The organism is Streptomyces sp. NPDC057287 (assembly GCF_042667905.1).
Taxonomy (GTDB): Bacteria; Actinomycetota; Actinomycetes; order Streptomycetales; family Streptomycetaceae; genus Streptomyces.
The window spans coordinates 42012-66890 of record NZ_JBHUYV010000022.1 but is presented as its reverse complement, the minus strand read 5'-3'; the positions used below and the strand labels follow the sequence as shown (position 1 = coordinate 66890).

Genomic DNA, 24879 nt, shown 5'->3' with positions numbered 1-24879 from the left:
GTACTGGCGTATCAGGTCAGTTGAAGGAGTCCCCGGAGAAGATCCCGGCTCTCCTCGGGCCCCGGACTGTCCTCGTGAAGCCGGGCCATGGCCTTTTCGTACTGGGCGACTTCTTCGGCCTTGTCCAGATAGAGCGCACTTGTCAGCTGCTCCAGATAGACGATGTCCGACAGATCGGATTCCGGGAAGCGCAGCATGGTGAATGACCCGCTCTCGCCGGCGTGCCCACCGAAGCTGAAGGGCATCACCTGGAGAGTGATGTTCGGCTGCTCCGACATGTCGATCAGATGCCGCAGTTGCGCACGCATCACTTCACGCCCGCCGTACGGACGGCGCAGCGCCGCCTCGTCCAGCACGGCGTGGAAGCGGGGAGCCCGCTCGGAGACGAGCGCCTTCTGCCGCGCCAGCCTCAGCGCGACCCTTCGGTCGATCTCGGCCGGCGGCGCGCCCGGCATGCCACGGGCCACGACCGCATGGGCGTAGGCCTCGGTCTGCAACAGCCCGTGGACGAACTGGACTTCGTAGATCCGGATGAGCGATGCCGCCCCCTCCAGACCGATATACGTCTGGAACCAGCCGGGCAGCACATCGCCGTAACTGTGCCACCAGCCCGCCACATTGGCCTCACGGGCCAGGCCGAGGAGGGATTCCCGCTCCACCTCGTCCGTGACTCCGTACAGCGTGAGCAGGTCCTCGACGTCCCTGGCCTTGAAGCTCACCCGTCCCAACTCCATGCGGCTGATCTTTGATTCGGAGGCGCGGATGGAGTAGCCGGCCGCCTCACGGGTGATGCCGCGCGACTCACGCAGGCGCCTGAGCTGTGAGCCCAGCAGGATGCGCCGCACCACAGAACCACTCGACTCGCCTGCCGACACCGGCTTACCGACCCTCCCCATCGCTTCCCGTACTCCGGGGCTCCCCCGAACCCCGGAGGCGGATTCTGCCACCAAAACGCTTCACCCCGTACTCATTCGATTACAGAAATGGCAAGACTTTCCGAAAGCTCCAAAACTGTGAAGTGGAAGAAATGAGTCCGAACCGGCACGCTACGGGCAGATCCCGCGCGTGCACGTGCATCTGCCCTTGCATCTGCTCCGCGCATTCGGAACCATGGCCCTCGCGCACCTGCGTGCTCGTTCGTGTTGTGCCGCCGTACCCGCAGTGCCCGACAGCAGCAGTGCCGCTACAGCCGCGAATCCCGGGAGTGCCTCGCATGGGGACGAATGGATCGACGATGCTCGCGCCGTTACGGCAGGGGCTTCCACCCATCGACGCCTCGGCGGTCGCGGGCTCGGCCACCTGCACGCTGCCGGCCCGGTTCGAAGCGGTGGGCGGGGCGCGGAGATTCACCCGCACGACCCTGTCCTCCTGGGACCTGGGCGACCACTTCGACGATGTCGCCCTGGTCGTGTCCGAGCTGGTCACCAACGCGCTGCGGCACGCCCTGCCGGCCGATGCCGTGCGGGAGCACCACGACACCACCGTACGGCTGCACCTGATGCGCTGGGCCTCGCGCCTGGTGTGCGCGGTGCGCGATCCCAGTGAGAAGGGACCGGTCGCGGGCGAGGCGCCCGATTCGGCCGAGTCCGGCCGGGGCCTGTTCCTGGTCGAGTCGTTCAGCGACAGCTGGGGCTGGCACCCCTCTCCCGTACCGGCCGGGGACACGTCACCCGACGGTGGGTTCGGCAAGGTGGTCTGGGCACTGTTCCGGCTGACGGAACGCGTGGCGCCGGAGCCGGGTCCGGTCGACGCGTTCCCCGACGCCCTGTAGGTACGCCCTGCTCCGGCAGTACGGAACGCGTGGCTCGGGCGGTACGGAACGCGTCGCGGGGCGTGCCACCGGAACCGGCGGGCGGACGTGTGCCCCGGTCCTGGCGGGCGGACGTGAGTCGAGGCGCCCGCGGCCGAGCGGCCGGTGTCAGGCGCCCGCGGCCAGGTGGTCGAACTCCCCGTCCTTGACGCCCAGCAGCAGCGCCTCGATCTCCGCCGGCGTATAGACGAGTGCGGGCCCGTCGGGGTGGCGCGAGTTCCGCATCGCCACATTTCCTCCGGGCAGTTTCGCGAACTCCACGCACGATCCCTGGGAGTTGCTGTGTCTGCTCTTCTGCCAGACGACCCCGCGAAGCTCTGTGGCCGCCATGCCGTTGTACACGTGGTGCACAGGACGCTCCCCGAGTTGCAAGGTGCAAGTGTCAACTAGCTCGGATCATAGCTGTGTTCATATGCCAATGCATGAGCAGATGCACGTGCACGGGGGGTGCGCACATGATTACAGTTTTTCCCTGATCCACTCGGCGGACCGTTCGCCCTTCCCCCACCTCTATGAGGAACAGACGAACGGAACGCCAATTTGGCTCCCACTTCAGGGAGTTGTTCTCTACACCCCTGTCCGCTCGGCCCGGACTTTCGGCTGCGGAATCCACAAGGGAACTCCGTACGGGCGGGCTTCCGCGCCCCGGCACTCCTGTCGCCGCCGGTCCCACCTCCGCGTTCTCGCCGACCGCATGCGGCCCGGCCCTTCTCAGGCCCGCCCGCTGCTGATCTCCAGCGCACGCGAGAAGTCCTCCAGGGCGCGGAGCAGCAGCGTGGCCCCGTTGCGCACGAAGGAATCGGGCGGTGGCCCCGAGTCGTCGTCCCTGCGCACCAGCGCCTGCCTGACCGGCTCCCAGTCCGGGACGCGGCGCTCCCGCACCGCCTTCGCGCCCTCCTCGGTGGCCCGGCGCACCGCGTCGGCCAGGGCGGCCGCCTCGGGCACGGACGTGGCGGACGCGGCGGGCAGATGGGCCTCCATCAGCATCGCGACCCGGCCGAACTGGGCGAGCGCGTCCTGGGCGTCCGCGGCGGAGGTACGGGCGATGCCCCGGTGGCGGACCGGCTCGTGCCGGGCCCTCTCCAGCGCCTCCTGCCAGGCGACGCGCGCCTCCCGGGTGGTGAGCAGGGCGGTGCGCACATCCTCCAGGCTCCTGGACGCGGGATCGGCGTACCGGTCGAGGACCGTGGCCGCGTAACGCCCGTCCGTGATCACCCAGCCCGCGAGCCGGTCGCGCAGCCGCGGGGTCTCCCAGGCCGGGTAGACGGCGTACGCCACCATCGCGAGGAGCCCGCCGATGAGGGTCAGGACGACCCGTTCGGGCACGGTCTGCGACCAGTCGTCGCCTGCCATGCCGAGCAGGAAGACGACGTAGGCGGAGACGCAGACCTGGCTGACCGCGTATCCCGTCCGCATCAGCAGGTACATCAGACCGGCGCTCACTACGGCGAGCAGGGCTGAGAACGGCGCGTTCGGGTGGACGACCTGCACGATCCCGGTGGCGACGGCGACACCGAGCACCGTGCCCAGGAAGCGGGCCACGGACCGCGCGTACGTCTGGGTGAACTCCGGGCGCATCACCATCACGGCGGTCATCGGCGCCCAGTAGCCGTGCCCGAGCGGCAGCACCGACCCCAGGAGGTAGCCCGACACGGCCACGGCGGACATCCGCTCGGCGTGCCGCAGGATCGTCGACCCGCGCCGCATCTCCCGGCGCATGGAGCCGTAGATCACCGGGACCAGCTTGAGCAGGGTGGGCCGGCGGCGGTGCGGGACGAGGGGCTCGCCCGGCGTCCTGTCGTCCGTACCGGTGCCCTCGGCGATCTCGATGACGTCGGCGAGCAGGGAGACGAGCCGGTCGGCGGCCCGGCGGGGCGGGCCGGTCAGGATGACCTCGGTGTCGGGGGACTTCAGCACCGACAGCGCCGTCTCGTCCAGGCGCACGGGGTCGCCGTGGCGCACCGCCCGGGCCGCGGAGTCGAGCAGGGATCCGGCCGCGCCGAGGATCTCCCGCGCCCAGTAGCGTTCCGGGCCCTCGGCCGGTACCCCCAGGGCGGGGTCCGCGAGCGAGGCGAGGACCGGCCGCAGCCGTTCGGCGACCCCCCGCGCGCCGTGCAGGTCGGTGGGGCGCCGCCGGGCCTGGCGTGGGGTCACGGCGGCGGCGTTGCGCGCGGCCATCAGCGGTACGGGATCGAAGGGCGCGACCGGGTCGTGCCGCAGCCTGCGGGCGTAGTCGGCCTCGCCGGCGAGGGCGTCCGCGAGCGCGTCGCGCTGCGCGCCCCACCGGCGCACCGGGAACAGCACGATCAGCGCCGCCTGGACGAACCCGCCCACCGCCATCATCGCGGCGTGCGCGGCCGCGTCGGCCACGGAGGTGGGCAGGGTGATCGTGACCAGCATGATCGCGACGTTGGAGCCGGCGATGATGCCGCCCGTCGGGCCGGCTGCCCAGGCCATCCCGGCGGCGAACGTCCAGAGGATCAGGAGTGCGAGGAACAGCACGGTGTGGGACACGGTGACGTAGCCGACGAACGTCGACACGGCCAGGCTGGCACCGGAGACCAGGGCGAGCACCGGCCGGGGGCGCCAACTGCGCTGGAACGTGGCGATGGCCGCCTGGAAGGCGCCGAAGGCGGAGCCGGCGGCGATCGACGGCCCGAAGAGCGCCAGGCTCATCCCGACCACGAGGGCGAGGCCCGCCGCGCCGCGCACCGCGATGAGCGGTTCGAGACGCCTGCGCTCGATCGTCAGCCCCGAGCGGGCGGTCTCCCTCAGCGCCCGGAGCCAGCTCATGGACCGAGCCTAACCGGATTCTCCGACAACTCCGACTTAAGCCGCCCTCTTGACCTAACGGCGGATTTCCGGCCCTCCCCCGCCCATTCGGGCCCGGTCGGCCGCTGCCGTGCCGTGGGTCCAGCCCTCGGCGTCCGTCGCCCCGCGCAGCCGGGTCGTGGTGGTCCGCGGGAACATCCGCTCCGCGGTGTCCGTGACGGCGACGTCCCGTGCGGCGAGGACCGGCAGCAGGGCCCCGGAGCCTCCCCCGCCGCCTGCGCCGCCCTCGGATCCGGCCGCCGCGGTGACCCGCGCGGTGTCCGCCGCCAGGCGGCTGCCCAGACGCTGGGCGTACGCCATCAGGAACGACTGCCGGAAGGTCTTGGTCCGCTTGCGCCCGCCGGCGCGCTGCCCGGCCTCCGCCTTCGTCATCGCGGCGGTGCCCTGCACCAGCAGGGAGGTGAAGAGCAGCTCCACGGCCTCCAGGTCCGGCTCGAAGCCCACGACCGTGGTGAAGCCGAGATCGCTGTTCCACACGGCCCGGCAGCGGTTCGCCGACGCGACCGAGTCGAGCAGGACCGCCTTCGCGCTCTCGTACGGCGCGTCGACCCCTATCCGCAGTGCGCCCGGGGTCTCGGCGCTGTGCGTACGGGCGGCGAGGAGCGCCTCGTCGATGCTGTGCCGGGCCATCAGTTCCTGCGCCTTGGTGGTGAGCGCCTCGGCCTCCTCCGGGAAACCGGTCGCCTCCGCCTTGGCGAGCAGCGCCCGGATCCTGGTCAGCATGCGGGGCTCGCCGTGCGCGGGCGGCCCGTGCGGAGTGCCGGCGGCGGACGTGCCGGGCCGGGGCCCGGCCGGCTCGATGGCCGGCAGCCGCAGCAGCAGCCGGTACAGCTCCAGGAGCGCGGAGGCGTAGGTGAAGCGGTCGGGCCGGTTGCGCGGTGCCGGGACGGGCAGCGCGGCGCACTGGTCCGCCCAGCGCGGGGGGAGCTGCCCGTATCCCGCCGTCTCCGCCGTGATCAGGGCGGAGACGAGCGCGGCACCGGACTCGTCCAGCTCGCGACGGACGGTCCGTACGACGTCGGCGGGCTGCCAGCCGCGCTCCCAGGCGCGCCGGACGAACTCCTCGCCCCGGCGGTGCAGCTCCTCGTCGGCAGAGGGGTCGGCGGCGAGGAGGGATGCGCCGGTGTCCAGGCCCGCGTCGCCGTCCGAGTACAGGGCCGCGGCACACGCCCGGTCGATCACCGATTCCATGCGGCAAGGGTAGGCGGCGGCCCGCCGCCCGTGCACGGCACCGGACCCCGCTCCCCGATCAGGCCCGGTCCGGCCGATCCGGGCGCGGGCCCTGGTGGGCCCCGGGAAGCAGGACGAGCTTGCCGCGCACATGCCCTGCCTCGCTCAGCTCCTGGGCCCGTCCCGCCTCACCGAGCGCGAAGGTCCGCTCGACCTGGATCCGCAGGCCGCCCACCGCCGCCGCCTGCGCGTACTCGCCGAGCCGCCTGCTCTCGTCGGGGCTGTTCCCGCCGCCCGCCGAGAAGGCCACGCCGAAGTGCGCCGCGTCGGGGTCGGCGATGGTGGAGACCCGGTCGGGTGTGCCGCCGCGCAGCTCCACCGAATCCGCCAGCGCGCCCCTGCCGGCGACGTCGAACACCGCGTCCACACCCTGGGGCGCGGCCTCCCGCACCCGGTCCACCAGGCCTTCCCCGTACGCCACCGGGATCGCGCCGAGCACCCGCAGGTAGTCGTGGTTGGCCGGCGAGGCGGTCCCGACGACGGTGGCGCCCCGCGCGACGGCCAGCTGGACCGCGGCGGAGCCGACCGCCCCCGAGGCCCCGTGCACCAGCAGGGTCTCGCCGTCGGACACCGCGAGCTCGTCCAGCACCCGGGTGGCGGTCGCCGTCGCGACCGGCAGCGCGGCGGCCTCCGCCCAGCCCAGGACCTCCGGCTTGCGTGCGACGGCGCCCACGTCGGCCAGCACGTACTCCGCGTACGCCCCCGTCGTGCTCCGGCCGAGGACCTCGTCGCCGACCGCGAACTCCGTGACGCCCTCCCCCGTCTCGTCGACGACTCCGGCGAACTCGCTGCCGGGTGTGGCGGGCAGCGGGGTGGGGAACGCCGCCTCCATCCAGCCGTTGCGGATCTTGTAGTCGACCGGGTTGACCCCCGCGGCCCTGACCGCCACCCGGATCTCCCCCGGGCCGGCGTGGACGTCGTCGACCCGGGCACGGCGCAGCACCTCGGGGCCGCCGAACTCCTCGTACACGATCGCTTCCACAAGCGTCTCCTCCGCGTCCTCGCCTCGCTCCCGGCGCGCGCCGCACGCACCGCACTCCGATCCTCGCGGCAGTCGGGCGCGCCCGCCCGGCGAGCCGGGGCCTCTGTCAGTGCCGGGTGCAAGACTCGGTTCATGACCGAACGTTGGGCTCTGGCCACCGCGGAGGGGGGCGGCGCACTCCTCGTGCCACTGACGAGCGACGGTCTGCCCGACGGCCCCGTCCTGGCCGAGCCCGACCTCGCCGAGTCCGTCCGCTCCCGCCCCGGGGTGGCCCGCTGGGTCTGGCGTTCGACCGCCGGGGTCTACCCCCGGCTGCTCGCGGCGGGGGTGCGGGTCGAGCGGTGCTACGACATCGAGTGCGCGGAGCTGCTGCTGCTCGGCCACGAGGGGCGGCTCGGGGAGCCCCGCTCCGCCGCGGCGGCCTGGGCCCGGCTGCGCAACGCCCCGGTTCCGCCCGATCCGCCGGCCCGCTCGGCCGAGCCCGGCTCCCAGTCCTCCCTCTTCGAGCCCCTCTCCGGCACCGACCTGCCGTTCGAGGCGCTCCTGGAGGTCTACGCGGAGCAGCTGCGCCGCCACGAGAAGACGGAGCACCCCGGCAGGATGCGCCTGCTCACGGCGGCGGAGTCCGCGGGCATGCTGGTCGCCGCCGAGATGAACGGACGCGGCCTTCCCTGGCGGGCCGATGTGCACCGCGAGGTGCTGAACGACCTGCTCGGCGAGCGCTACGCGGGCGGAGGGGAGCCCCGCAGGCTGGCCGAGGCGGCGGACGAGGTGTCGGCGGCGTTCGGCAGACGGGTGCGCCCCGATCTGCCGGCCGATGTCGTGAAGGCGTTCGCGCAGGCCGGGATCAAGGTGAAGTCCACCCGGCGCTGGGAGCTGGAGGAGCTCGACCACCCGGCGGTGGAGCCGCTCATCCGCTACAAGAAGCTGTACCGGGTGTGGACCGCGCACGGCTGGAGCTGGCTCCAGGACTGGGTGCGCGAGGGCCGCTTCCGCCCCGAGTACCAGCCGGGGGGCACGGTCACCGGGCGCTGGACGACCAACGGCGGCGGGGCCCTGCAGATCCCCAAGGTGATCCGCCGGGCGGTCGTCGCCGACGAGGGCTGGCGGCTGGTCGTGGCGGACGCCGACCAGATGGAGCCGCGCGTGCTGGCCGCGATCTCCCGTGACCGCGGGCTCATGGAGGTGGCCGGCCACGAGGGCGACCTCTACAAGGCCCTGTCCGACCGGGCGTTCCAGGGCGACCGGGACCACGCGAAGATCGCGCTGCTGGGCGCGGTCTACGGGCAGACCTCGGGCGACGGCCTGAAGAACCTGGCGGCCCTGCGGCGCCGCTTCCCCCACGCGGTGGCCTACGTCGACGATGCGGCGAAGGCCGGGGAGGAGGGCCGGCTCGTCCGCACCTGGCTGGGCCGCACGAGCCCGCCCGCCGCCGGGTCGGGCGAGGACGGGGAGGCGGGCATCCCGCAGGAGAGTGAGGAGCCGCCGGCCGGGGGGAGCACCGGCTCCTACGGGATCACCCCGGGCTACGCCTCGTCGAACGCCCGCGCGCGGGGCCGCTTCACCCGGAACTTCGTGGTCCAGGGGAGTGCCGCGGAGTGGGCTCTGCTGCTCCTGGCCGCCCTGCGGCAGACGCTCGCCGCCGACGGGATGCGGGCCGAGCTGGTGTTCTTCCAGCACGACGAGGTGATCGTGCACTGCCCCGCCGACGAGGCGCCCGCCGTGGTGGCCGCGATCCGCGAGGCCGGGGAGCTGGCCGGACGGGTCGCGTTCGGGGAGACGCCGGTGCGCTTCCCCTTCAGCACGGCTGTCGTCGAGCGCTACTCGGACGCCAAGTAGTCCCCCGCCGCCGAGCGGGCGCCCGGACCGGGAGCGCGCCCGGCCCCGGACCTCCGCGAGTCCGCCCGCGTCTCCCGCTCCCGAGGGCCCGGGGAGGCGCACCCGGCGCGCCCCGGAGCCGTACCCGGGCAGCGCGTCATGCCGCTATAGGCTCCGGCCATGGCGACGCACGAGCACGAGATCACCGAGCCCGTCGACCTCTGCCTGCCCGACGGAGGCCTGAATCCGGCGGCGGTCGGCTGGTCCAGGACGCCGCTGCACCGGGCCAATCTGCGGGGCTGGGGCCGTACGAAGCGGTGGGAGCACTGGTGCGTGACCACGCCCACCCATCTGGTGGCCCTGACCGTGAGCGACCTCGACTTCCTGGCCCTGAACTCGGTCTACGTCCTGGAGTTCGGCCCCGGCGGGCGCGAGTTCGAGTGCTCCTCGATCGTCCCCGCCGGCCGGGGCGTCCGCCTTCCGGACACCATCGCCGGGGCCCCTGGCTCCGAGGACGTGGTCGTCGGCCCGGCACGTCCGACCGGCGGCAAGGTGCGTGTCGAGATCCGTGACGAGAACGCCGGGACGAGGCTGCGGGCCCGCTGCCTGACCCCGGAGCGGCTGCCGCTGGAGGTCGGCCTCCTGGTGTCGCGGCCGGAAGGGCACGAGTCGCTCTCGGTCGTCGTGCCCTGGAGTGAGCAGCGCTTCCAGTACACCTCGAAACACACCGCGCTCCCCGCCTCCGGCCGGGTGCGCATCGGGGCCGAGATCCTGACCTTCGGCGGTGAGGGCAACGAGACGTGGGCCGTCCTGGACCACGGCCGGGGCCGCTGGCCGCGCACGGTCGACTGGAACTGGGGGGCCGCGTCGGGCCGTACGGGAGGGCACACCGTAGGGCTCCAGTTCGGCGGCCGCTGGACGGAGGGCACCGGCTCCACCGAGAACGGCCTCTGCGTGGACGGCAGGCTCACCAAGATCGGCGAGGAGCTGGACTGGCAGTGGTCCGTCTCCGACCCGCTGGCTCCCTGGACCGTCCGTACGCCCTCGTCCGGCCAGGTGGATCTGACGTTCACCCCGTTCCACAACCGGGCGGTGCACACGGACGTCGGCCTGATCGCCAACCGCACCGACCAGCGGTTCGGCCACTACAACGGCCGGATCCACACGGACGACGGCGGGGAGATCGCCGTGGAACAGCTCCTGGGCTGGGCCGAGGATGTTCACATGCGCTGGTGACTCCCCCGGGCCGGACGGCGCGGGTAGGTTTCCCCTCATGCATATAGGCCCACTCCTGGGCTCGGGACGCACCGCCGACGTGTACGCACTCGACGGCTCCTGGGTCCTGCGCCGCTACCGCCACGGCCTCGACGCCACCGGTGAACTGGCCGTGATGTCGTACCTCTCGGCCTCGGGCTTCCCGGTCCCGCGCATAGGGCCGCCGGCCGGGGACGCGCTCCGCACGGACCTGGTGCTGCAGCGGCTGACCGGGCCGACGCTGGCCGAGGCGCTGCTGGCGGGCGCGGTGACCGAGGACGACGGCGCGGAGCTGCTGGCCCGGCTCCTGCGGGAGCTGCACGCGATCCCCCCGCGTCTCTCCCAGGACCCCGAGGACCGGATCCTGCACCTGGACCTGCACCCGGAGAACGTGGTCCTCGCCCCGGAGGGCGCGATGGTGATCGACTGGCTGACGGCCTCCGAGGGCCCGCCTGCGCTGGACCGGGCCATGACCTCGCTGATCCTCGCCCAGGTGGCCCTCGACCCGTCGTTCCCCGCCGGAGCCCAGGTGCGGGGGCTGCTGGCGACGCTGCTCTCCCGGTTCGCCGACGACGGCGGCGTACCGGCCGCCGCGCTGGCCCGCGCGACCGTCCTGCGCGCCGCGGACCCGGGGCTCACCGCGCACGAGACGGCGGTGCTGGACGAAGCGGCGGAACTGGTCGCGACACTGGCGGGCTGACGGTCCCCTCACCTCGGCGTACGACTGACGGCCTCTCACCTAAGCGTACGACTGACGGCCTCTCACCTCGCGGACGACTGACAGCGCCTCCGGCCGGCCGCCCCTCGCCTCGCCTCGCCTCGCCGTACGGCTGACGCCCCTCCGGCCGCCGCGTGCGGACCGGCCCGCTCACTTCCGCAGATAGGCCAGCACGGCCAGCACCCTGCGGTTCGTCGCGTCGGTCAGGGAGAGGTCGAGCTTGGTGAGGATCGAGCCGAAGTGCTTGCTGACCGTGCCCTCACTCACCGTCAGCGCCTGGGCGACCGAGGCGTTCGACCGGCCCTCAGCCATCAGGGCCAGCACCTCCTGCTCCCGCGCCGTCAGCCGCGACAGCGGGTCGCGGCGGTGCCTCAGCAACTGACGCACCACTTCCGGGTCGACGACGGTGCCGCCCTCGGCGACCCGCTGGAGGGCGTCGACGAACTCCTCCACCTTCCCGACGCGCTCCTTCAGGAGGTAGCCCACGCCCGTACCGTCGCAGGAGTCGAGCAACTCCTCGGCATACGCCCGCTGGACGTACTGGCTGAGGACCAGCACGGGCAGCCGGGGCCGGGTCTCCCGCAGGGAAACGGCGGCCCGGAGCCCCTCGTCGGAGAAGCCGGGCGGCATCCGCACGTCCGTCACGACGATGTCCGGTCCGTGCTCGGCGACGGCGGCGGTGAGTTCACCGGCGGTGCCGACGGCGGCCACCACCTGGTGGCCGAACCTCTCCAGCAGGCCTACGAGACCCTCCCTCAGGAGCACACTGTCCTCGGCCAGCACGACGCGCAGCATCCAACCCTCATTCGACCAGGTGAGCGGGGACCCGGGGAACGTCCAGCCGGAGCACGGTCGGCCCCCCGGCCGGGCTGGACAGTAGCAGCCGTCCGTCCAGTACGGAGAGCCGGTCGGCGACCCCCTGCAGCCCGGTGCCCCCGGTCGTCGCCGCGCCCCCGGCACCGTCGTCCCGCACCTCGACGGTCAGCCGTTCCCCGTCGTCCCGCCCCGTCACCCACGCCCGGCTCGCCCCGCTGTGCCTGCCCACATTGGCCAGCGCCTCGCAGAGAGCGAAGTACACGGCGGTCTCCACCGGTTGCGGCAGCCGCTCCGGCAGGTCGAGATCCACCTCGACGGGCACGGCCGAGCGGTCGGCGACGTCCTCGACCGCCGCGGCCAGACCCCGGTCGGTCAGGACCTGCGGGTGGATGCCCCGGATGAGTTCCCTGATCTCCACCAGTGCCTCCCCCGCCTCCTCGTGCGCCTTGGCCAGCAGCCCGCCCAGCGGCTCGGCCGGGCTCTCCAGCCTGGCCAGCCCGAGCGTCATCGACAGGGCGACGAGCCGCTGCTGCGCCCCGTCGTGCAGATCCCGCTCGATCCGGCGGCGCTCCGCCTCGAAGGCGTCCACCAGCCGCATCCGCGAGCGCCCCAACTCCGCGATACGGTCGCCGAGTCCATCGACCCCCGCCGACAGCACGGCGCGTGTCAGGGCCCCGCGCGCCACCGCCGCCCATCCGAGCGGGTAGGCCAGGACCGGCAGCAGCGCCAGGCCCAGCAGGGCCAGGGCGAAGGCCTGCGGATACGAGTCCGCGAGATACAGCTTCAGCACCCGCACCTCCTCGCCCCCGGTGACCGCCGCCATGACGGCCGGCGTCGCCAGCAGCCCCCCGCAGACGGCCAGTGCGCCCCCGACGACCAGGCCCTCCAGGGGCCAGAGCACCCCGGCGAACAGCAGCGCGTATCCGAACTCCCGCCAGGTGGCCCGCTCCCGGAGCCGGGTGCGCAGCCACGCACCCAGGCCGGCGCGCGCCGGAGCCCGGTGCGGATCACCGAGCGGCACGGGGTCGACCAGCCGCAGCCTGCGCCGCTCCACGGCGGCCACCGGTATGCCGATGAGCGCGAGCATCAGCAGGAGCGGAAGACCGACGAGCACGAGGGAGAGGGCACCGCCCACGGCGGCCAGTAGCAGGACGCAGACGAGGAGGGCCATCCCGGCCGGGATGCTGCTCAGCAGGTACAGCGCCGCGCGCCACGGCCAGCCGCCGAGGAGATAGCGGCGGCGCACGAGGGCCTGCCGGAGGGTGAGTGAGCTCATGCGCCGCACCGTAGACAGCAAGGACCGTCCACCACCACCCGGCGAGCGGGGGGCCGTTGGTGGAGCCGGCTCCACCCCGAGGACTCCCCCTCGCTGCGATGTGGGCGCCGCGCGCCGACGGTTGAGTGGAACCCATGAACCAGCAACCCGCAGCCATCCGGCTCGACACCGTCACCAGGTCCTTCGGCAGGGCCGCCGACGCGGTCACCGCGCTGGACGGAGTCAGCCTCTCCGTCCCCCGCGGCTCCTTCACCGCGATCATGGGACCGTCCGGTTCGGGGAAGTCGACCCTCCTCCAGTGCACGGCCGGCCTCGACCGGCCCACGTCCGGCCGGGTGTTCCTCGGGGATACGGAGATGACCGGGCTGAGCGAGCGGAAGCTGACCCTGCTGCGCCGCGAGCGGATCGGATTCGTCTTCCAGGCCTTCAATCTGCTGCCCGCCCTCACCGCCGAGCAGAACGTGGCGCTCCCCCTGCGGCTCGCGGGCCGCAGACCCCGGCGCGCGGAGGTGCGCGAGGTGCTGGAGCAGGTCGGCCTGGGCTCCCGGGCCCGGCACCGGCCCACCGAGCTCTCCGGCGGCCAGCAGCAACGTGTCGCGCTGGCCCGGGCCCTGGTCACCCGCCCCGAGGTGCTGTTCGGCGACGAGCCGACCGGAGCGCTCGATTCCCGTACGGGCCGGGAGGTCCTGACGCTGCTGCGGTCGATGGCCGACGCCGGCCAGACGGTGATCATGGTGACGCACGATCCGGTCGCCGCCTCGTACGCGGACCGCGTGGTGTTTTTGGCCGACGGATCGATAGGGGACGAGCTGTGCGACCCGGTCGCCGAACAGATCGCCGCGCGCATGACCGCCCTGGCGGTGGTCCCGTGCTGACCTCCGCCCTCCGCTCCATGCGTACCCGCTGGGTCACCTACGTCGGTTCCTTCGTCGCCCTCGCCCTGGGCGTCGGGCTGATCGCCATGACGGGCCTGGCGCTGGCCGCCACCTTCGACGCTCCGGAGCGCGCCCCGGAGCGCTTCGCCGGCGCCCCGGTCGTGGTGGCGCCGTCGGACACCCTCCGGGTCCCCACTGCTGTGGGCGAGCGCACGGCCCGGCTCACCGACCCCCGGCCGGTCCCGGAGGCACTGGCCGACGGGCTCTCCGCGCTGGGGCGCACGGCCGTGGACCGCACCTTCGCCGTCGGTCTGGCGGGCGCGGAGGCCGTGGGACATCCGTGGTCCGTCGCCGGCGAAGCCCCGTACCGCCTCACCACGGGCCGTGCCCCGGCCGCGGCCGGTGAGGTCGTCGTGACCGAGGACGCGGCCGCGGGGATCCGCGCCGGCTCCCGGATCCGGATCACCACGCCCGGCACTGCCGGGGGAACGGCCACCCGGACGGTCGTCGGCACCGTGGCGGACGCGGGGTCCGGGACGGCGGTGTTCTTCGGTGACGCCGAGGCGGCCCGCCTCCACCCGGCCGTCGACGCGGTGGCCGTGCACGCCGACGCCGACGCCGTGCGCCGGCTGACCGGGCGGTTCCCCGGCATGAGCGTGCTCACCGGCGACGAACGGCACCGCGCCGACCCCGATCCCGACCGGGACAGCGAGTCCCTGACGGCCGTCAACGCCCTGCTCGGCACCGCGGCCGGCATCACCGGTTTCGTCTCGGTCTTCGTCGTCGCCTCGACGTTCTCCTTCGCGGTCGCCCAGCGCCGGAGGGAGTTCGGGCTGCTCCGCACGGCGGGCGCCACACCTGGCCAGGTGCGGCGCACGGTCGTCCTGGAGGCCCTCGTGACCGGCGTCACGGCCTCGGCCGCCGGCTGCCTGCTGGGTGAGGCAGCCGCACCGGTGCTGGCCGGCCGGCTGGTCGACGAGGGGCTCGCCCCGGCCTGGTTCGCCGTCGGCGACGCGACCTGGCCGCTGCACACCGCCTTCTGGGCGGGGCTGGTCGTGGCCCTCGCCGGGGTCGCCGTCTCCTCCCACCGGGCGGGCCGGATCCGGCCCGTGGAGGCGCTCCGCGACGCCGCCGTCGACACCGGGGGGATGCCCCTGAGCCGCCTGCTGGCGGGCGCCGCAGTCCTGCTGACGGGGCTGGGGCTGCTGGCCTGGTCCCTGGTGACCGACCCCGGGGACGTACTGAAGCGCAAGACGTACATCCTCCAGCCCATGTGGATCATCGTCGGCTTCGCGCTGCTCGCCCCCCTCCTGGCGCGACCGGTGACACGGCTGCTCACCTGGCTCCCCGCCCGGCTGCCCGGTGCCACCGGACTGCTGGCCCGGCAGAACGCCTCCACCAGCACCCGTCGTACCGCCGCGGTCGCCGCTCCGGTCCTGATCACCGTCGCGCTGGCGGGCTCGCTGCTCGGCACCGTGGCCACGATCAACGAGGGGAAGGCCGCCGAGGCGGCGGCGGCCGTCTCCGGCGTGGACTACGTGGCCGGCGGGAACGGCCCGCTGGACCCCCGCTTCGTGCAGCGCGTACGGAGCGTTCCGGGCACGGTGACCAGTGCCTCCCGCTCCACCGGCGTCACCGTCCTCGAGGAGGGCACCGCGCTCATCTCCTCGGAGGCCAGGGCGGCCGATCCGGCCGGCCTGGCGGCGACCGCCCGCCTGCCCCTCGTCGCCGGCCGGATCGGCGACCTGGACGACGACTCCATCGTCGTCAACGAGGAGTGGGAGACGCGGACGGTGGGCCGGCGCGTGCGCGTCTGGCTGGGCGACGGCCGCAAGGTGTCGCTCCGCGTCGCGGCCGTGATGCGGACCGGCACCGGAAGCAACGGCGTCTACGTGACCCCGGCGAACGCCGCCGGCGCCGAGATCGACCGCATCGACGTCCGACTCCGCGACGGAGCGGACCCCTCGGCCGTCCGCGCCCTCCTGGAGAAGGCCGGACGCGACACCGGCACCCCCGTCATGACGAGGGAGGCCTGGGTCGGCGCCCACGACCCGCGCACCGGAGGCAACACCCGGGCGGGCCTGCTGCTCATCCTCGGCATCGCTCTGCTGTACACGGGGATCGCCCTGGCGAACACCCTGGTCATGGCCACCTCGGACCGGGTCCGTGACCTGGCGGTTCTCCGGCTCACCGGGGCCACGAAGGCGCAGGTGCTCCGGTTGGTGGCCGTCGAGGCACTGATGGTGGTCGCGGTGGGCGCGGTCCTGGGAGGGGCGGTGGCCGGGCTGAACCTGCTGGGGGTGAAGGGCGCCCTGGAACTCCTCTCGGTGAGTTCACCGCTGTCCGTCCCCTGGGCGGCCCTCGGCGCGGTACTGGCCGCGTGCGCCGTGGCGGCCACGGTCTCCGCCGTACTTCCCGCGCTCGCGGCCCTGCGCGCGCGGCCGGTCGGGGTGGCGGGCACCCGCGAGTGAGGCGGCGGGGTCACGAGCCGGATGCGTGACCCCGGACCGGCTACGGGCCCGTCTCGACCGGCAGCTCCGACGGCCGGCCCCAATCGCTCCATGAGCCGTCGTACACGGACACCTCGCGGTATCCCGCGAGTTCGGCCCCCAGCGCCAGGACGCACGCCGTCACACCTGACCCGCAGCTGACGACCAGTCGCTCCCGGCCCCCCGCCGACGCCTCGAACAGGGCGCGGAGTTGCTCCGCCGGGAGCATCAGGCCGTCGCGCTGGACCGTGCCGAAGGGCAGATTCACCGCCCCGGGCATATGGCCACCGCGCAGCCCGGGCCGGGGCTCGGCCGCCTCACCGGCGAACCGTGCGGGGCTGCGTGCGTCGAGGACGGCAGTGCGCGGGTCGGCCAGGGCCTCCACGACCACGTCACTGCCGACCAGTGCCCCGGGACGTGGGCTGGCCGTGAAGCCACCGGCCCGCCGCACGGCACTCCCGGGCTCACGCTCGTCCACCGGGAGCCCGGCCGCCTCCCAGGCGGGCAGCCCTCCGTCGAGCACCGCGGCACGGTCGAACCCCATCGCGCGGAGCATCCACCAGGCGCGGGCGCTGGAGTAGATCCCTGCGGCGTCGTAGACGACGACGGTGTCCGTACCGTCCACCCCCAGGGCCCGCATCCGCTCCTCGAACTCCGCCGCCTCCGGCATCGTGTGCGGCAACGGCACGGAGTGGTCGGACAGTGCGCCGTCGATGTCGAAGCGCCGTGCCCCCGGGATGCACCGGCCGACCGCGCGGTGCGCGCCCACCGAGGCGTCGAGGACCACGGTTCCCGGCCCCGCGAGCCGGCTCGCGAGCCAGGCCGCGTCCACGAGCGGGGCGGCCGGGCCTTCCGCTCCGGCATCAGCGGCCGTTTCCCCGTGCTCGATGGTCATGAAAGACATCCCCCCGCGTCGAAGTGCTCCCCATGCCCGTGACGCGTCCGCCGCTCCCGGTGCGTGCCCGGGCTCGTGTTCCTGGAGGATCCCGGCCGTCGCGGTCCGCCCAGCATAGTGACGGGGCCGTCCCCGACAACCGGTCGCGGACGGGCTGCCGCCCGGGCGCGCCCGGCCCGCGACCTGCGCCCCGAGGCGGCCGGGAACGCGGAGAGCCCCGGCCGTTCACGGCGCGCGTGAACTCCGGGGCTTCTCCCGCGGGTCCGTGTCCTACTCGTCCGCGATCCCCTCGAAGGCGATGACCCTGTCGACGGCGGCACGGACCAGGTATTCGCCCGGTACCGAGTTGCGCGCCCCGTAGGCATCGGCACGCTCCTCTCCCATGTAGCGGCCACCGATCCGGGTGGCCCACTCCCGCAGGTCCGCCGGGTCCTGGGTGACGCGGGCGGTGCACTCCAGCATCACGTAGCCGTAGGGCGGGACCTGGTCATCCACGCACAGGGCGAACCGGGGGGTGCGGAGCAGGGCCTTCGCCTTGACCGACGCGTGCCAGGTGGTGAAGACGACCTGCGGCCGGTCCGCGCCGGCGTCCGTGCGGTCGAGCAGGAACCACACGGGAGTGACGTGGGTCCGGCCGTCCTTGCGCCGGATCGCCAGCTTCCCCGTACGGGTGCCCGACAGGACGAACGCCTGCCACTGCGCTTCGGACATGGGCTTCATGAGGGCGTCGGCTCCTTGCCTCGGAGGGGATGGGGACGGGCCGCCGGGAACCCGTCTCCCGACGGCCGGCCGGCCCGGTCAGTCGCCCAGGGGGAAGAAGTCGATCAGCATCATGTCGCGCACACCGACGCTGACGTCCTCGGCAGGGGCCACCGCGGAGACACCGTGGAACACCCTGCGGTCGTCGATCACGATCGACTCGAACGGTTCGAGCAGCGTGGTCCGGAAGAGCGGCGCGCGCTCCCGGTCGTACAGCTGCGACTCACCCCCGACCACGTTCTGGCGGTTGATCAGCACCTGCGCCACGTAGTGGTGTCCGTCCTCGTGGATCCCCTCCGGGGCCGGCGGCCACGCCTCGTCCCTGCGCGCGATGATCCGGATCTGGTGGACGCCGATGCCCGCCGTCGCGGTGTCCAGCGGGCCGGGCAGCACCGACAGGAAGGTGGACACGATCGACTGGAGCACCGGCGACGCGGCCACGTGGTCGCGTATCGGCTCGAAGTGCCGCTGGAGGCCGCCGAACACCGCGTTCACCTCGGTGGACTGCTCGAACGCTCCGGTGGCGACCGGAACGATCCGGTCACCGTCGAGCCGGAACTGGCCGTACCTTCGGCGGCGGAAGGTCGCCCCGTCCTTCAGGTAGGCGTCGACCTCCAGATCCTCCCAGGAGCCGGTGAACTCCTTGAGCTCCCAGTCGGCGTACGAGGCCGGCTCGCCCGTCAGGAGTTCCGCCGAAGAGTGGAGGAACGGGGTGGTGGTGATCGCGGTGGTGGTCATGGAATGCACTCCTCTTCGTAGCTGGCGTTCAGGCGATCCGGTCCGGGCGCTCATGCCTGGCTCGGTTCCAGAAGTTGCTCCCGTCGGACGGGGGTCCCGTCGGTGACGTCGGCCGGCACTCCGGACACCCGGAACGCCGCGGCGGTGGCGACCAGCGCCTCCTCCACGTCCTGGCCGGACCGCCCGCGGAAACGGAACCTCCCGCCGACGTGCTCGTAGTACGCGTCCGCGAGAGGCAGGACGTCGCCCACCCGCAGCAGGGCCTCGGCGTACGGGCCCGGGGACCGGCCGGTCATCGGCGTGACCTCGGTGATCCGGCAGGGCCGCTCCTCGGGAGCCGGGATCAGCAGGTATCCCCCGACCTCACCGCTGTCGTGCGGGGGCGCCTCCGGCACCGGCCGCCCGAGCTGCAACTGGAAGGCGGCGTCCATCAGGTCGTAGCCGTGGATCTCACGCCATATGAAGGGGATCTCCGCCCCGCCGACCCTGGCCCCGACTTCGAGGAAGCTGACCCGGGGCAGGCCCGTCGAGGTGTTCACGAACACCTCCAGGTGGAAGACGAGCGGCTCGGCGGAGAGCGCCCGCAGATACCGGACGGCGCTCTCACCGATGGCCCGGTTGATGTCCGCGTCGTCCTCCTCCACCGAGCCGAGGAAGTCGCCGGTGCGGAAGCCCAGGCAGGTGTTGACGTAGCGGGACGCCCGCCAGTGCTGGATGTCCTGGCCCGTGAAGACGCCGTCGACGTGGTAGATCTGCCCGGCCTCGAAGCTCTGCACGATCATCGGCGTGTCCGTGAACCGGACCGACCGCACGTCGTCGGGACCGTCGAGCCGCACGACGCCCTCGCTGGAGCTGCCCATCACCGGCTTCACGATCAGCGGCCAGCCGTGGGTACCGCCGAACTCCAGGACGGCCGCGGCATCGGTGGCCCGGGCGAACGCCGGCAGGTCGAGACCGGCCGCCGCGACACCGGTCGCCATCAGGTACTTGTCCCTGAAGTGGGCCAGCTGCTCCACCCGTTGGCCGGGGCAGCCCCACTCCTCGCGCAGCTGCGCCGCGATCAGCAGGTCGTCCTCCTTCAGGGCGACGATCCGGTCCGGGCGGCCGTGCCGGACCGCGAGCACCCGCAGCGCGGCGCGCACCGACTCCAGGTCGTCCGTGGCCGCGACCACCATCACGTCACCCGCCGCGGCGGGCACGGATGCCCGGCCCACTCCTGTCGTGATGTAGGAGACGTGGTGGGCCGCGTGGTCCAGGTAGTCCGCGTAACGCGCGTAGCTCTCGCGCCAGCGGTTGATGACGACGATGTGCGGACGCGCGTCACTTGTTCCGGTCACGGCTCAGGCCTCCTGCTCGGCGAGCTCGTACATTCCGTCGCCGTCGAGGTAGTGGATGGTGTTGCTGTCGCGCCGGACGACCTCCTCCTCCTCGTGGAAGAGCCTCACGAAGCCGACATAGGTGCTGTCGTTCGTGGTGGGCACGACCGTCCCGCCCACCGGCACGAACTGCGACACGTCGTGGAAGCTCTCCAGCTCCCGCACGGTGTCCAGGTGGCGCAGCGAGCGGAGGGTGCCCGTGGTGCCGGCGACCAGTCCGACCGAGGAGAAGAACCGCTCGATCCGGTAGTCGTCGTCGCAGCGCGCGTGGAAGCGTTCGGGGCGCACATAGGCGTCGGCGGTCCAGTCGAACGGCGACTCCCCGGTGGCGAGCTGGACGTAGTGGGGGAGGTCACCGCCGCAGATCCGGGCACCCATCTCGATGAGTACCGGACCGGTGGCGGTCATCTTGATCTCGATGTGGGACGGGCCGTGAGCCACTCCGAGCGCCTGGAGCACGTCGAAGGCGTAGGCGACGAGCTGGTCCTGCACCTCGCCGCGGCGGGGCAGGAGGTAGACGGAGTTGCTGATGTCGTGGACGCCGTTGACGGAGATCCGGGTGGTGCCCATGATGTCGGTGACATGGTGGCGGCCGTCCCTGCTGACGGTGTTGACCATGTACTCGCCGCCGAAGAGATGCTCCTGGGCGACCACACCCTCGTTGCGCTCCGAGAACAGGTTCTCCGCCCCGGTGAGCTCCCGGAACGCGGCCGCGCTCTCCGCGGGCGTCGCACAGAACCTGACGCCGTCGTTGCCCGCGCTCTTGAGGGGCTTCACCACGACGCGGGAGCCCAGGTCCTCGTGCCAGCGGACGAGTTCCTCCTCGCTCGTGGCCAGCAGCTGGCGGGCGCCGCGCACTCCGGCGGCCTTGATCGTCTCGATCATCGTGAACTTGTCCCGGCGGGCGGCGCTGAGCGCGGTGCCGTTGCTGGGCAGGCCCATCGCCTCGCTGAGCCGGTCGGCGAACTCGACCCCGAACTCGCTGCCGGCGAAGACGGCCACCGGCTCGTAGACACCGGCCGCCCGCACCGTCTCGGCGAGGTCTCCGGAGTGGATGATGTTGTCGGCGTACAGCGTGAGGTCGAGGGAGTCCGCGAAGGCCTCAGGCACCTGTGGGGTGCTCTGGACCCGTACGCACTGGTAGCCGGCCTGGCTGAACTCCGGGGGGAAGAAGCGTGCAGCGGCGAACGCGTCGACGATGACGACGTAACCCTTGGTGTTCACAGTCTCTCCAACCGCTTTTCTTGAACGCGATGTGCCTGTCAGGCGGGTGTGTCCGCCAGTGCCGGGGCGGCCCGGTTCTCCTTGACGTCGCTTCTGGCCAGGTAGGCCCCTCGGGCCAGGGCGAGTCCGGCCAGCCCGGCGCTCGCCAGGCCGATCACGGTGAAGGCCCAGACGGGGCTCCTGGCGTCCAGGACGGCTCCGGACAGCGGTGCGCCGATGCTGTTGCCGAGCGTGAGCGCGGCGCTGTAACAGCCCATCACCAGGCCCCGGGCGCCGACCGGGGCGAGCGCGCTGGCCGCGCTCGCCGTCGCCGCGAACGCGGGCGAGCAGAGGGCCGCGGGCAGCACCATGGCCAGGCAGAGCCATCGCCAGTCACCCGTGGCGAACCCGCCGAGGAGAGTGGTGACACCCACGAGTGCGGCGATGCCCGCAGCCGGCAGCGGCGGCTTCTTCAGGGAGCCGTAGACGAGCGCCCCGATCAGCGAGCAGAGTCCGCAGACGGTCAGTACCAGGCCGGACCATTCGACCTGCCCGGAGTCGCGCAGCCCGCCCACGATCGCCGTCTCGTAACCGGCGGTCGCGAGTGTGGTGGCCGTGGTGGCCGCGAGTACGGGGATGAGAGCGCCCTTGAACCACTGGCGCACCGGCACCTTCGGCGGCGTGCTGTCCACGGTCTTCGCCGCGTCGCGCACCTGGGGGTTGAGCAGCCAGAGTCCGGCGCCCGCGAGGCCGACGACCAGGCCGAGACCCCGCATGGAGACGTCGCTGGAGATGGCGGTCGCGATGGTGACACCCAGCGCGGGGCCGACCATGTAGGAGATGTTGGACGTCATGGCGTCCAGTGCGAACGCCGTGTGCCGCCGCTCCTCCGGGACCCCCACGGCGAGCCGCAGGCGCACGATCGCGAAGCCGGGAAGATTCAGCAGCCCGCACGCGACCGCACTGGCCGTGAGCACGCCGTACGACATGCTGGGTCCGAGTTCCCAGAAGAGCAACTGCCCCAGCAGGGAGACCCCGAGAACGGGGCGGACCCCGTACTTGTCCATCATCCGGCCCTGGAGCGGTCCGCCGATGGCCACGCCCACGGTCCAGACCGCGATCACCAGACCCGCGGCGCCGAATCCACGGTCCAGCCCGAATACGACGCCCAGATTCATCACGACCGGAATCGCCACCACAGCGATCTTCGAGAAGAATCCCAGCAGCATGAGCGGGCCGATTCCCGGCTGGGCGAGAACCTTCCGATAGGTGCCAATACGCATGCCCGTTGTCCTATTCCCTCGTGTGGGCTTCCGCCGCACCGACGGCGTCCGCGATCTGTTCCAGGAACGAGCGCTCGGTGAACCGGTGCCGCTGCCAGAGCGATTCGAGTGTGGCCGGCAAGTCCGCACGAGCGTCGAGCTCGCACGTGATGATCATGTTCGGGTGCTCGACACCGTCGATGGTGAGTGTCTGCGTCCGTACGACATCGAGTTCACGCCCGGCGTCCGCGACGAATTCCGGGGAGAGTTCACGCACCGGGAATTGGAGAGCAACCCGCTTGAGCTCCCGCACATGGGCCACGCCGGTGGGCCAGGTGCCGTCCAGAATCGATACGAGGCAGTCGTAGGTATTGAAGTCCGTGGCGGCGATGCAGGGGGTGGTCGTACCGGTGACCCTCGGATTGATCTCGAGGATCCGGTACACCCCGTCCTCGTAGATCATGTCCAGCCCGACGGCGCCCTCGAGCGCGAGCTCCCGGCCGAGCCGCTGGAGCTTCTCCACGATGGGAGCGAAGGCCAGGTCGGCCGCCTCACGGGGGGCCACCGAGCGCAGGCGGCCGAAGTTGAAGACCGGGCCCTCCTCGGCAGGGCCCTGCCAGACGACCGGGTGGACGACGTACTCGCCGTGGGCGCCGACGACCTCCACCGAACAGATCTCGCCGGAGACGCACTTCTCCAGGATGAAATTGCCGTCGTGGCGATCCGCCAGATGACGTTCGAGTGCGGACTCGTCGGGGATGACCACCATCCCGGCTCCCATGCAGTCCCAGAGCGGCTTGCTCAGGACCGGGTATCCGAGGTCGGACACCTGAAGGAGGATCGAGTCGACATAGGCCGGGATCAGCAGCCCGCGGCCGGCCAGGACATCACTGTCGACGAGCACACCGGGCGGGGTGTCGAAACCCTGCTCGATGAGCAGCCGCTTGGTCTCCCACTTGTTCGCCGTCAGGGACGTGGCGGACACGCTGTGCATGACCATCGGAATTCCGAGCGGCTCCAGCCGGCGCTTCACCACCGCGTCGCGAAGAGCGTTCTCGTCGGCGATGGAAAGCGATACGACGCCGTCCGCAGCCCAGTCGATCACCTTTTTCGCGAGGTCGTCCGGCGATATGTCCTGCGGTATCTTCTCCGAACTTCCGGGGAATTCGTCCGGCCCGCACTCGCCATCCGTGTAGAACAGCCGGGCCTCGATACCATCCCTCTCGAATCGACCGGAGAGCGCCTGCAAGAAAGGCTTTGTCTGCTGGATCTCGATGGAACGCAAGAATGCGATTCTGCGCATGTTGATTCACCCTTCCGGGGAGCTTCGGCCAGCCAACGACCGTGCTGTCAGCGCGATATGAAGACCTTGTCAGCCGCAACGACCGCTGTGGAGAGATACTCGGTGTCCTAAGCTGGCCTGACCGGAAGAGGTTATCGACAAATGGAGCATTATCGGACACAACGCCGCACCGAACCGCTGGACCTCGGGGCAATCCCGCTGTCCGTCTATGAATGGATCCTGCGGAATGGCAGGCTCCCCGACGAGGTCGAGGCGCCGGCCGATCTGGGACTGTCCCCGGCCGAGCTGAGCCAGGCGTGCGCGGACCTGCTGGCGCTCGGGCTGCTCCTGCCGGCGGGCGACGACGCCGAGCCGATTCCGGCCGATCCGGCGATCGCCGAGATGATGGTCCGCGCGCCGCTGGAACGGGAGATACAGCAGCGGCAGCAGGCCCTGACCCGCATCCACGAGCAGCTGCGCCCCCTGTCACCGCTCTTCGCGGAGCGCACCCTCGCGGGGCGCCGGGGCGCGGGAGTGCGCTCCTTCGACGAACCGGCCAGGGTTCAGCACGAGCTGTCGATGATGACCCGGCTGTGCACCGAGGAAATGGTCAGTATCCAGCCAGGGGGCGGCCGCAGCCCGGACACCTTGCGGGGCATCGTCAGGGAGAGTCTGTCGATGCTGGAACGCGGCGTGCAGTTGCGCACTCTCTACCAGCACACCGCCCGCGCCAGCCTCACGACCAGGGGGTACGTGCGCGAGGTGTCGGCCGCCGGAGCCCAGGTCCGGACCACTGCGGAGATGTTCGAGCGCATGATCATTTTTGACCGGGAGACCGCCTTCGTGCCGCAGCCGCGCACGGAGGGGCGGCCACAGGGGGCGTCGATCGTCACCGACCCGACCGTGGTGGGGTTCCTCTACCGGATGTTCGAGAGCATCTGGGAGTCCGGCCAGCCCTTCGAGACCGGGCAGGCGGAGTACCAGCAGACCGCCGAGGAGCTGCGCATCTCGATCCTGCGGCTGATGGCCGCCGGCCTGAAGGACGAGGTCATCGCCAAACGGCTGGGCATGGCCACGCGGACCTGCCGCAGGTACATCAAGGACATCACCGATGAACTGGGTGCAACAAGCCGCTTTCAAGCGGGTTACAAAGTTTGGCAAATGGGCCTTCCGCTGGAGGCGGAGAGGGAAGAGTGACGGATGGGGGCCCTGGGGCGGGCGGCCATCGACGGGACACGTCGGAACCGGCCAACCAACCTGTTTC

General features: G+C 72.3%; 21 protein-coding genes. 7 read left to right on the top strand and 14 right to left on the bottom strand.

Going from position 1 to position 24879, the window contains the following annotated elements:
• Nucleotides 1-11: 11 nt before the first annotated feature.
• Nucleotides 12-896 carry a helix-turn-helix domain-containing protein gene (locus tag ACFUNE_RS32290; RefSeq protein ID WP_383575356.1) on the bottom strand — a complete coding sequence of 295 codons (885 nt, stop codon included), beginning with the start codon at nucleotides 894-896 and terminating at the stop codon, nucleotides 12-14.
• Between the two features lie 317 nt (nucleotides 897-1213).
• On the opposite strand from ACFUNE_RS32290, the gene ACFUNE_RS32285 reads away from it, so the two are divergent.
• Nucleotides 1214-1771: an ATP-binding protein gene (locus tag ACFUNE_RS32285; protein WP_383575354.1), complete on the top strand. Its 558-nt coding sequence runs from the start codon at nucleotides 1214-1216 to the stop codon at nucleotides 1769-1771.
• A 147-nt stretch (nucleotides 1772-1918) separates the two neighbouring features.
• Here the strand turns inward: ACFUNE_RS32285 and ACFUNE_RS32280 are convergent, their stop codons facing one another.
• The 4 genes from ACFUNE_RS32280 to ACFUNE_RS32265 form a co-directional block, all read right to left on the bottom strand.
• On the bottom strand, nucleotides 1919-2161 hold the full coding sequence (locus ACFUNE_RS32280; RefSeq protein WP_099173559.1) for a DUF397 domain-containing protein: 243 nt from the start codon (nucleotides 2159-2161) through the stop codon (nucleotides 1919-1921).
• A 360-nt stretch (nucleotides 2162-2521) separates the two neighbouring features.
• Nucleotides 2522-4603, bottom strand: a complete 2082-nt coding sequence (locus tag ACFUNE_RS32275) for an FUSC family protein (RefSeq protein WP_383575352.1) — start codon at nucleotides 4601-4603, stop codon at nucleotides 2522-2524.
• Between the two features lie 54 nt (nucleotides 4604-4657).
• On the bottom strand, nucleotides 4658-5833 hold the full coding sequence (locus ACFUNE_RS32270) for a DUF2786 domain-containing protein (RefSeq protein WP_383575350.1): 1176 nt from the start codon (nucleotides 5831-5833) through the stop codon (nucleotides 4658-4660).
• Between the two features lie 58 nt (nucleotides 5834-5891).
• Entirely contained in the window at nucleotides 5892-6854 is a 963-nt protein-coding gene (locus tag ACFUNE_RS32265; protein ID WP_383575349.1) for an NADP-dependent oxidoreductase, read from the bottom strand.
• A gap of 132 nt (nucleotides 6855-6986) precedes the next feature.
• Here ACFUNE_RS32265 and ACFUNE_RS32260 point away from each other — a divergent pair, with 132 nt between their 5' ends.
• From ACFUNE_RS32260 to ACFUNE_RS32250, 3 genes are all read left to right on the top strand, one after another.
• Nucleotides 6987-8693, top strand: coding sequence for a bifunctional 3'-5' exonuclease/DNA polymerase (locus ACFUNE_RS32260; RefSeq protein ID WP_383575347.1), 1707 nt, complete (start codon nucleotides 6987-6989; stop codon nucleotides 8691-8693).
• Between the two features lie 159 nt (nucleotides 8694-8852).
• Complete coding sequence (locus ACFUNE_RS32255; RefSeq protein WP_383575345.1) at nucleotides 8853-9908, top strand: DUF2804 domain-containing protein; 1056 nt, start codon at nucleotides 8853-8855, stop codon at nucleotides 9906-9908.
• A 37-nt stretch (nucleotides 9909-9945) separates the two neighbouring features.
• Nucleotides 9946-10626: a phosphotransferase gene (locus ACFUNE_RS32250; protein WP_383575343.1), complete on the top strand. Its 681-nt coding sequence runs from the start codon at nucleotides 9946-9948 to the stop codon at nucleotides 10624-10626.
• A 168-nt stretch (nucleotides 10627-10794) separates the two neighbouring features.
• Here ACFUNE_RS32250 and ACFUNE_RS32245 read toward each other — a convergent pair whose 3' ends face one another.
• The gene (locus tag ACFUNE_RS32245) at nucleotides 10795-11439 is read right to left on the bottom strand and encodes a LuxR C-terminal-related transcriptional regulator (protein WP_383575341.1); all 645 of its coding nucleotides are present in this window, start codon (nucleotides 11437-11439) and stop codon (nucleotides 10795-10797) included.
• Nucleotides 11440-11446: 7 nt separating this feature from the next.
• Nucleotides 11447-12736: a sensor histidine kinase gene (locus ACFUNE_RS32240; RefSeq protein WP_383575339.1), complete on the bottom strand. Its 1290-nt coding sequence runs from the start codon at nucleotides 12734-12736 to the stop codon at nucleotides 11447-11449.
• A 134-nt stretch (nucleotides 12737-12870) separates the two neighbouring features.
• On the opposite strand from ACFUNE_RS32240, the gene ACFUNE_RS32235 reads away from it, so the two are divergent.
• Nucleotides 12871-13611 (top strand): ABC transporter ATP-binding protein, encoded by a 741-nt coding sequence (locus ACFUNE_RS32235; RefSeq protein WP_383575337.1) that lies wholly within the window; start codon nucleotides 12871-12873, stop codon nucleotides 13609-13611.
• Entirely contained in the window at nucleotides 13605-16082 is a 2478-nt protein-coding gene (locus ACFUNE_RS32230) for an ABC transporter permease (protein WP_383575335.1), read from the top strand. The genes ACFUNE_RS32235 and ACFUNE_RS32230 overlap by 7 nt, the downstream gene beginning before the upstream one ends.
• A 40-nt stretch (nucleotides 16083-16122) precedes the next feature.
• Here ACFUNE_RS32230 and ACFUNE_RS32225 read toward each other — a convergent pair whose 3' ends face one another.
• The 7 genes from ACFUNE_RS32225 to ACFUNE_RS32195 form a co-directional block, all read right to left on the bottom strand.
• Nucleotides 16123-16995, bottom strand: coding sequence for a sulfurtransferase (locus ACFUNE_RS32225; RefSeq protein WP_383575333.1), 873 nt, complete (start codon nucleotides 16993-16995; stop codon nucleotides 16123-16125).
• Between the two features lie 270 nt (nucleotides 16996-17265).
• A complete protein-coding gene (locus ACFUNE_RS32220; RefSeq protein WP_383575483.1) occupies nucleotides 17266-17706 on the bottom strand; it encodes a PPOX class F420-dependent oxidoreductase in 441 nt (146 codons plus the stop codon).
• A gap of 87 nt (nucleotides 17707-17793) precedes the next feature.
• Entirely contained in the window at nucleotides 17794-18492 is a 699-nt protein-coding gene (locus ACFUNE_RS32215) for a 2OG-Fe dioxygenase family protein (RefSeq protein ID WP_383575331.1), read from the bottom strand.
• 50 nt (nucleotides 18493-18542) lie between these two features.
• Nucleotides 18543-19829 (bottom strand): acetyl-CoA carboxylase biotin carboxylase subunit family protein, encoded by a 1287-nt coding sequence (locus tag ACFUNE_RS32210; RefSeq protein WP_383575329.1) that lies wholly within the window; start codon nucleotides 19827-19829, stop codon nucleotides 18543-18545.
• Nucleotides 19830-19832: 3 nt separating this feature from the next.
• Nucleotides 19833-21092: an ATP-grasp domain-containing protein gene (locus ACFUNE_RS32205; protein ID WP_383575327.1), complete on the bottom strand. Its 1260-nt coding sequence runs from the start codon at nucleotides 21090-21092 to the stop codon at nucleotides 19833-19835.
• Between the two features lie 38 nt (nucleotides 21093-21130).
• Nucleotides 21131-22354, bottom strand: a complete 1224-nt coding sequence (locus tag ACFUNE_RS32200) for an MFS transporter (RefSeq protein ID WP_383575325.1) — start codon at nucleotides 22352-22354, stop codon at nucleotides 21131-21133.
• A 10-nt stretch (nucleotides 22355-22364) separates the two neighbouring features.
• Nucleotides 22365-23636, bottom strand: coding sequence for an ATP-grasp domain-containing protein (locus ACFUNE_RS32195; protein ID WP_383575323.1), 1272 nt, complete (start codon nucleotides 23634-23636; stop codon nucleotides 22365-22367).
• A 141-nt stretch (nucleotides 23637-23777) separates the two neighbouring features.
• Here ACFUNE_RS32195 and ACFUNE_RS32190 point away from each other — a divergent pair, with 141 nt between their 5' ends.
• The gene (locus ACFUNE_RS32190; protein WP_383575321.1) at nucleotides 23778-24812 is read left to right on the top strand and encodes a LuxR C-terminal-related transcriptional regulator; all 1035 of its coding nucleotides are present in this window, start codon (nucleotides 23778-23780) and stop codon (nucleotides 24810-24812) included.
• The last annotated feature ends 67 nt before the right edge of the window (nucleotides 24813-24879 follow it).

Excerpts from the sequence above, each read along its gene's own strand:
- ACFUNE_RS32290 (WP_383575356.1), bottom strand. The coding sequence starts at position 896 with ATGGGGAGGGTCGGTAAGCCGGTGTCGGCAGGCGAGTCGAGTGGTTCT.
- ACFUNE_RS32285 (WP_383575354.1), top strand. The coding sequence starts at position 1,214 with ATGGGGACGAATGGATCGACGATGCTCGCGCCGTTACGGCAGGGGCTT.
- ACFUNE_RS32275 (WP_383575352.1), bottom strand. The coding sequence starts at position 4,603 with ATGAGCTGGCTCCGGGCGCTGAGGGAGACCGCCCGCTCGGGGCTGACG.
- ACFUNE_RS32270 (WP_383575350.1), bottom strand. The coding sequence starts at position 5,833 with ATGGAATCGGTGATCGACCGGGCGTGTGCCGCGGCCCTGTACTCGGAC.
- ACFUNE_RS32260 (WP_383575347.1), top strand. The coding sequence starts at position 6,987 with ATGACCGAACGTTGGGCTCTGGCCACCGCGGAGGGGGGCGGCGCACTC.
- ACFUNE_RS32255 (WP_383575345.1), top strand. The coding sequence starts at position 8,853 with ATGGCGACGCACGAGCACGAGATCACCGAGCCCGTCGACCTCTGCCTG.
- ACFUNE_RS32250 (WP_383575343.1), top strand. The coding sequence starts at position 9,946 with ATGCATATAGGCCCACTCCTGGGCTCGGGACGCACCGCCGACGTGTAC.
- ACFUNE_RS32245 (WP_383575341.1), bottom strand. The coding sequence starts at position 11,439 with ATGCTGCGCGTCGTGCTGGCCGAGGACAGTGTGCTCCTGAGGGAGGGT.
- ACFUNE_RS32240 (WP_383575339.1), bottom strand. The coding sequence starts at position 12,736 with ATGAGCTCACTCACCCTCCGGCAGGCCCTCGTGCGCCGCCGCTATCTC.
- ACFUNE_RS32235 (WP_383575337.1), top strand. The coding sequence starts at position 12,871 with ATGAACCAGCAACCCGCAGCCATCCGGCTCGACACCGTCACCAGGTCC.
- ACFUNE_RS32225 (WP_383575333.1), bottom strand. The coding sequence starts at position 16,995 with ATGACCATCGAGCACGGGGAAACGGCCGCTGATGCCGGAGCGGAAGGC.
- ACFUNE_RS32220 (WP_383575483.1), bottom strand. The coding sequence starts at position 17,706 with ATGTCCGAAGCGCAGTGGCAGGCGTTCGTCCTGTCGGGCACCCGTACG.
- ACFUNE_RS32215 (WP_383575331.1), bottom strand. The coding sequence starts at position 18,492 with ATGACCACCACCGCGATCACCACCACCCCGTTCCTCCACTCTTCGGCG.
- ACFUNE_RS32200 (WP_383575325.1), bottom strand. The coding sequence starts at position 22,354 with ATGCGTATTGGCACCTATCGGAAGGTTCTCGCCCAGCCGGGAATCGGC.
- ACFUNE_RS32195 (WP_383575323.1), bottom strand. The coding sequence starts at position 23,636 with ATGCGCAGAATCGCATTCTTGCGTTCCATCGAGATCCAGCAGACAAAG.
- ACFUNE_RS32190 (WP_383575321.1), top strand. The coding sequence starts at position 23,778 with ATGGAGCATTATCGGACACAACGCCGCACCGAACCGCTGGACCTCGGG.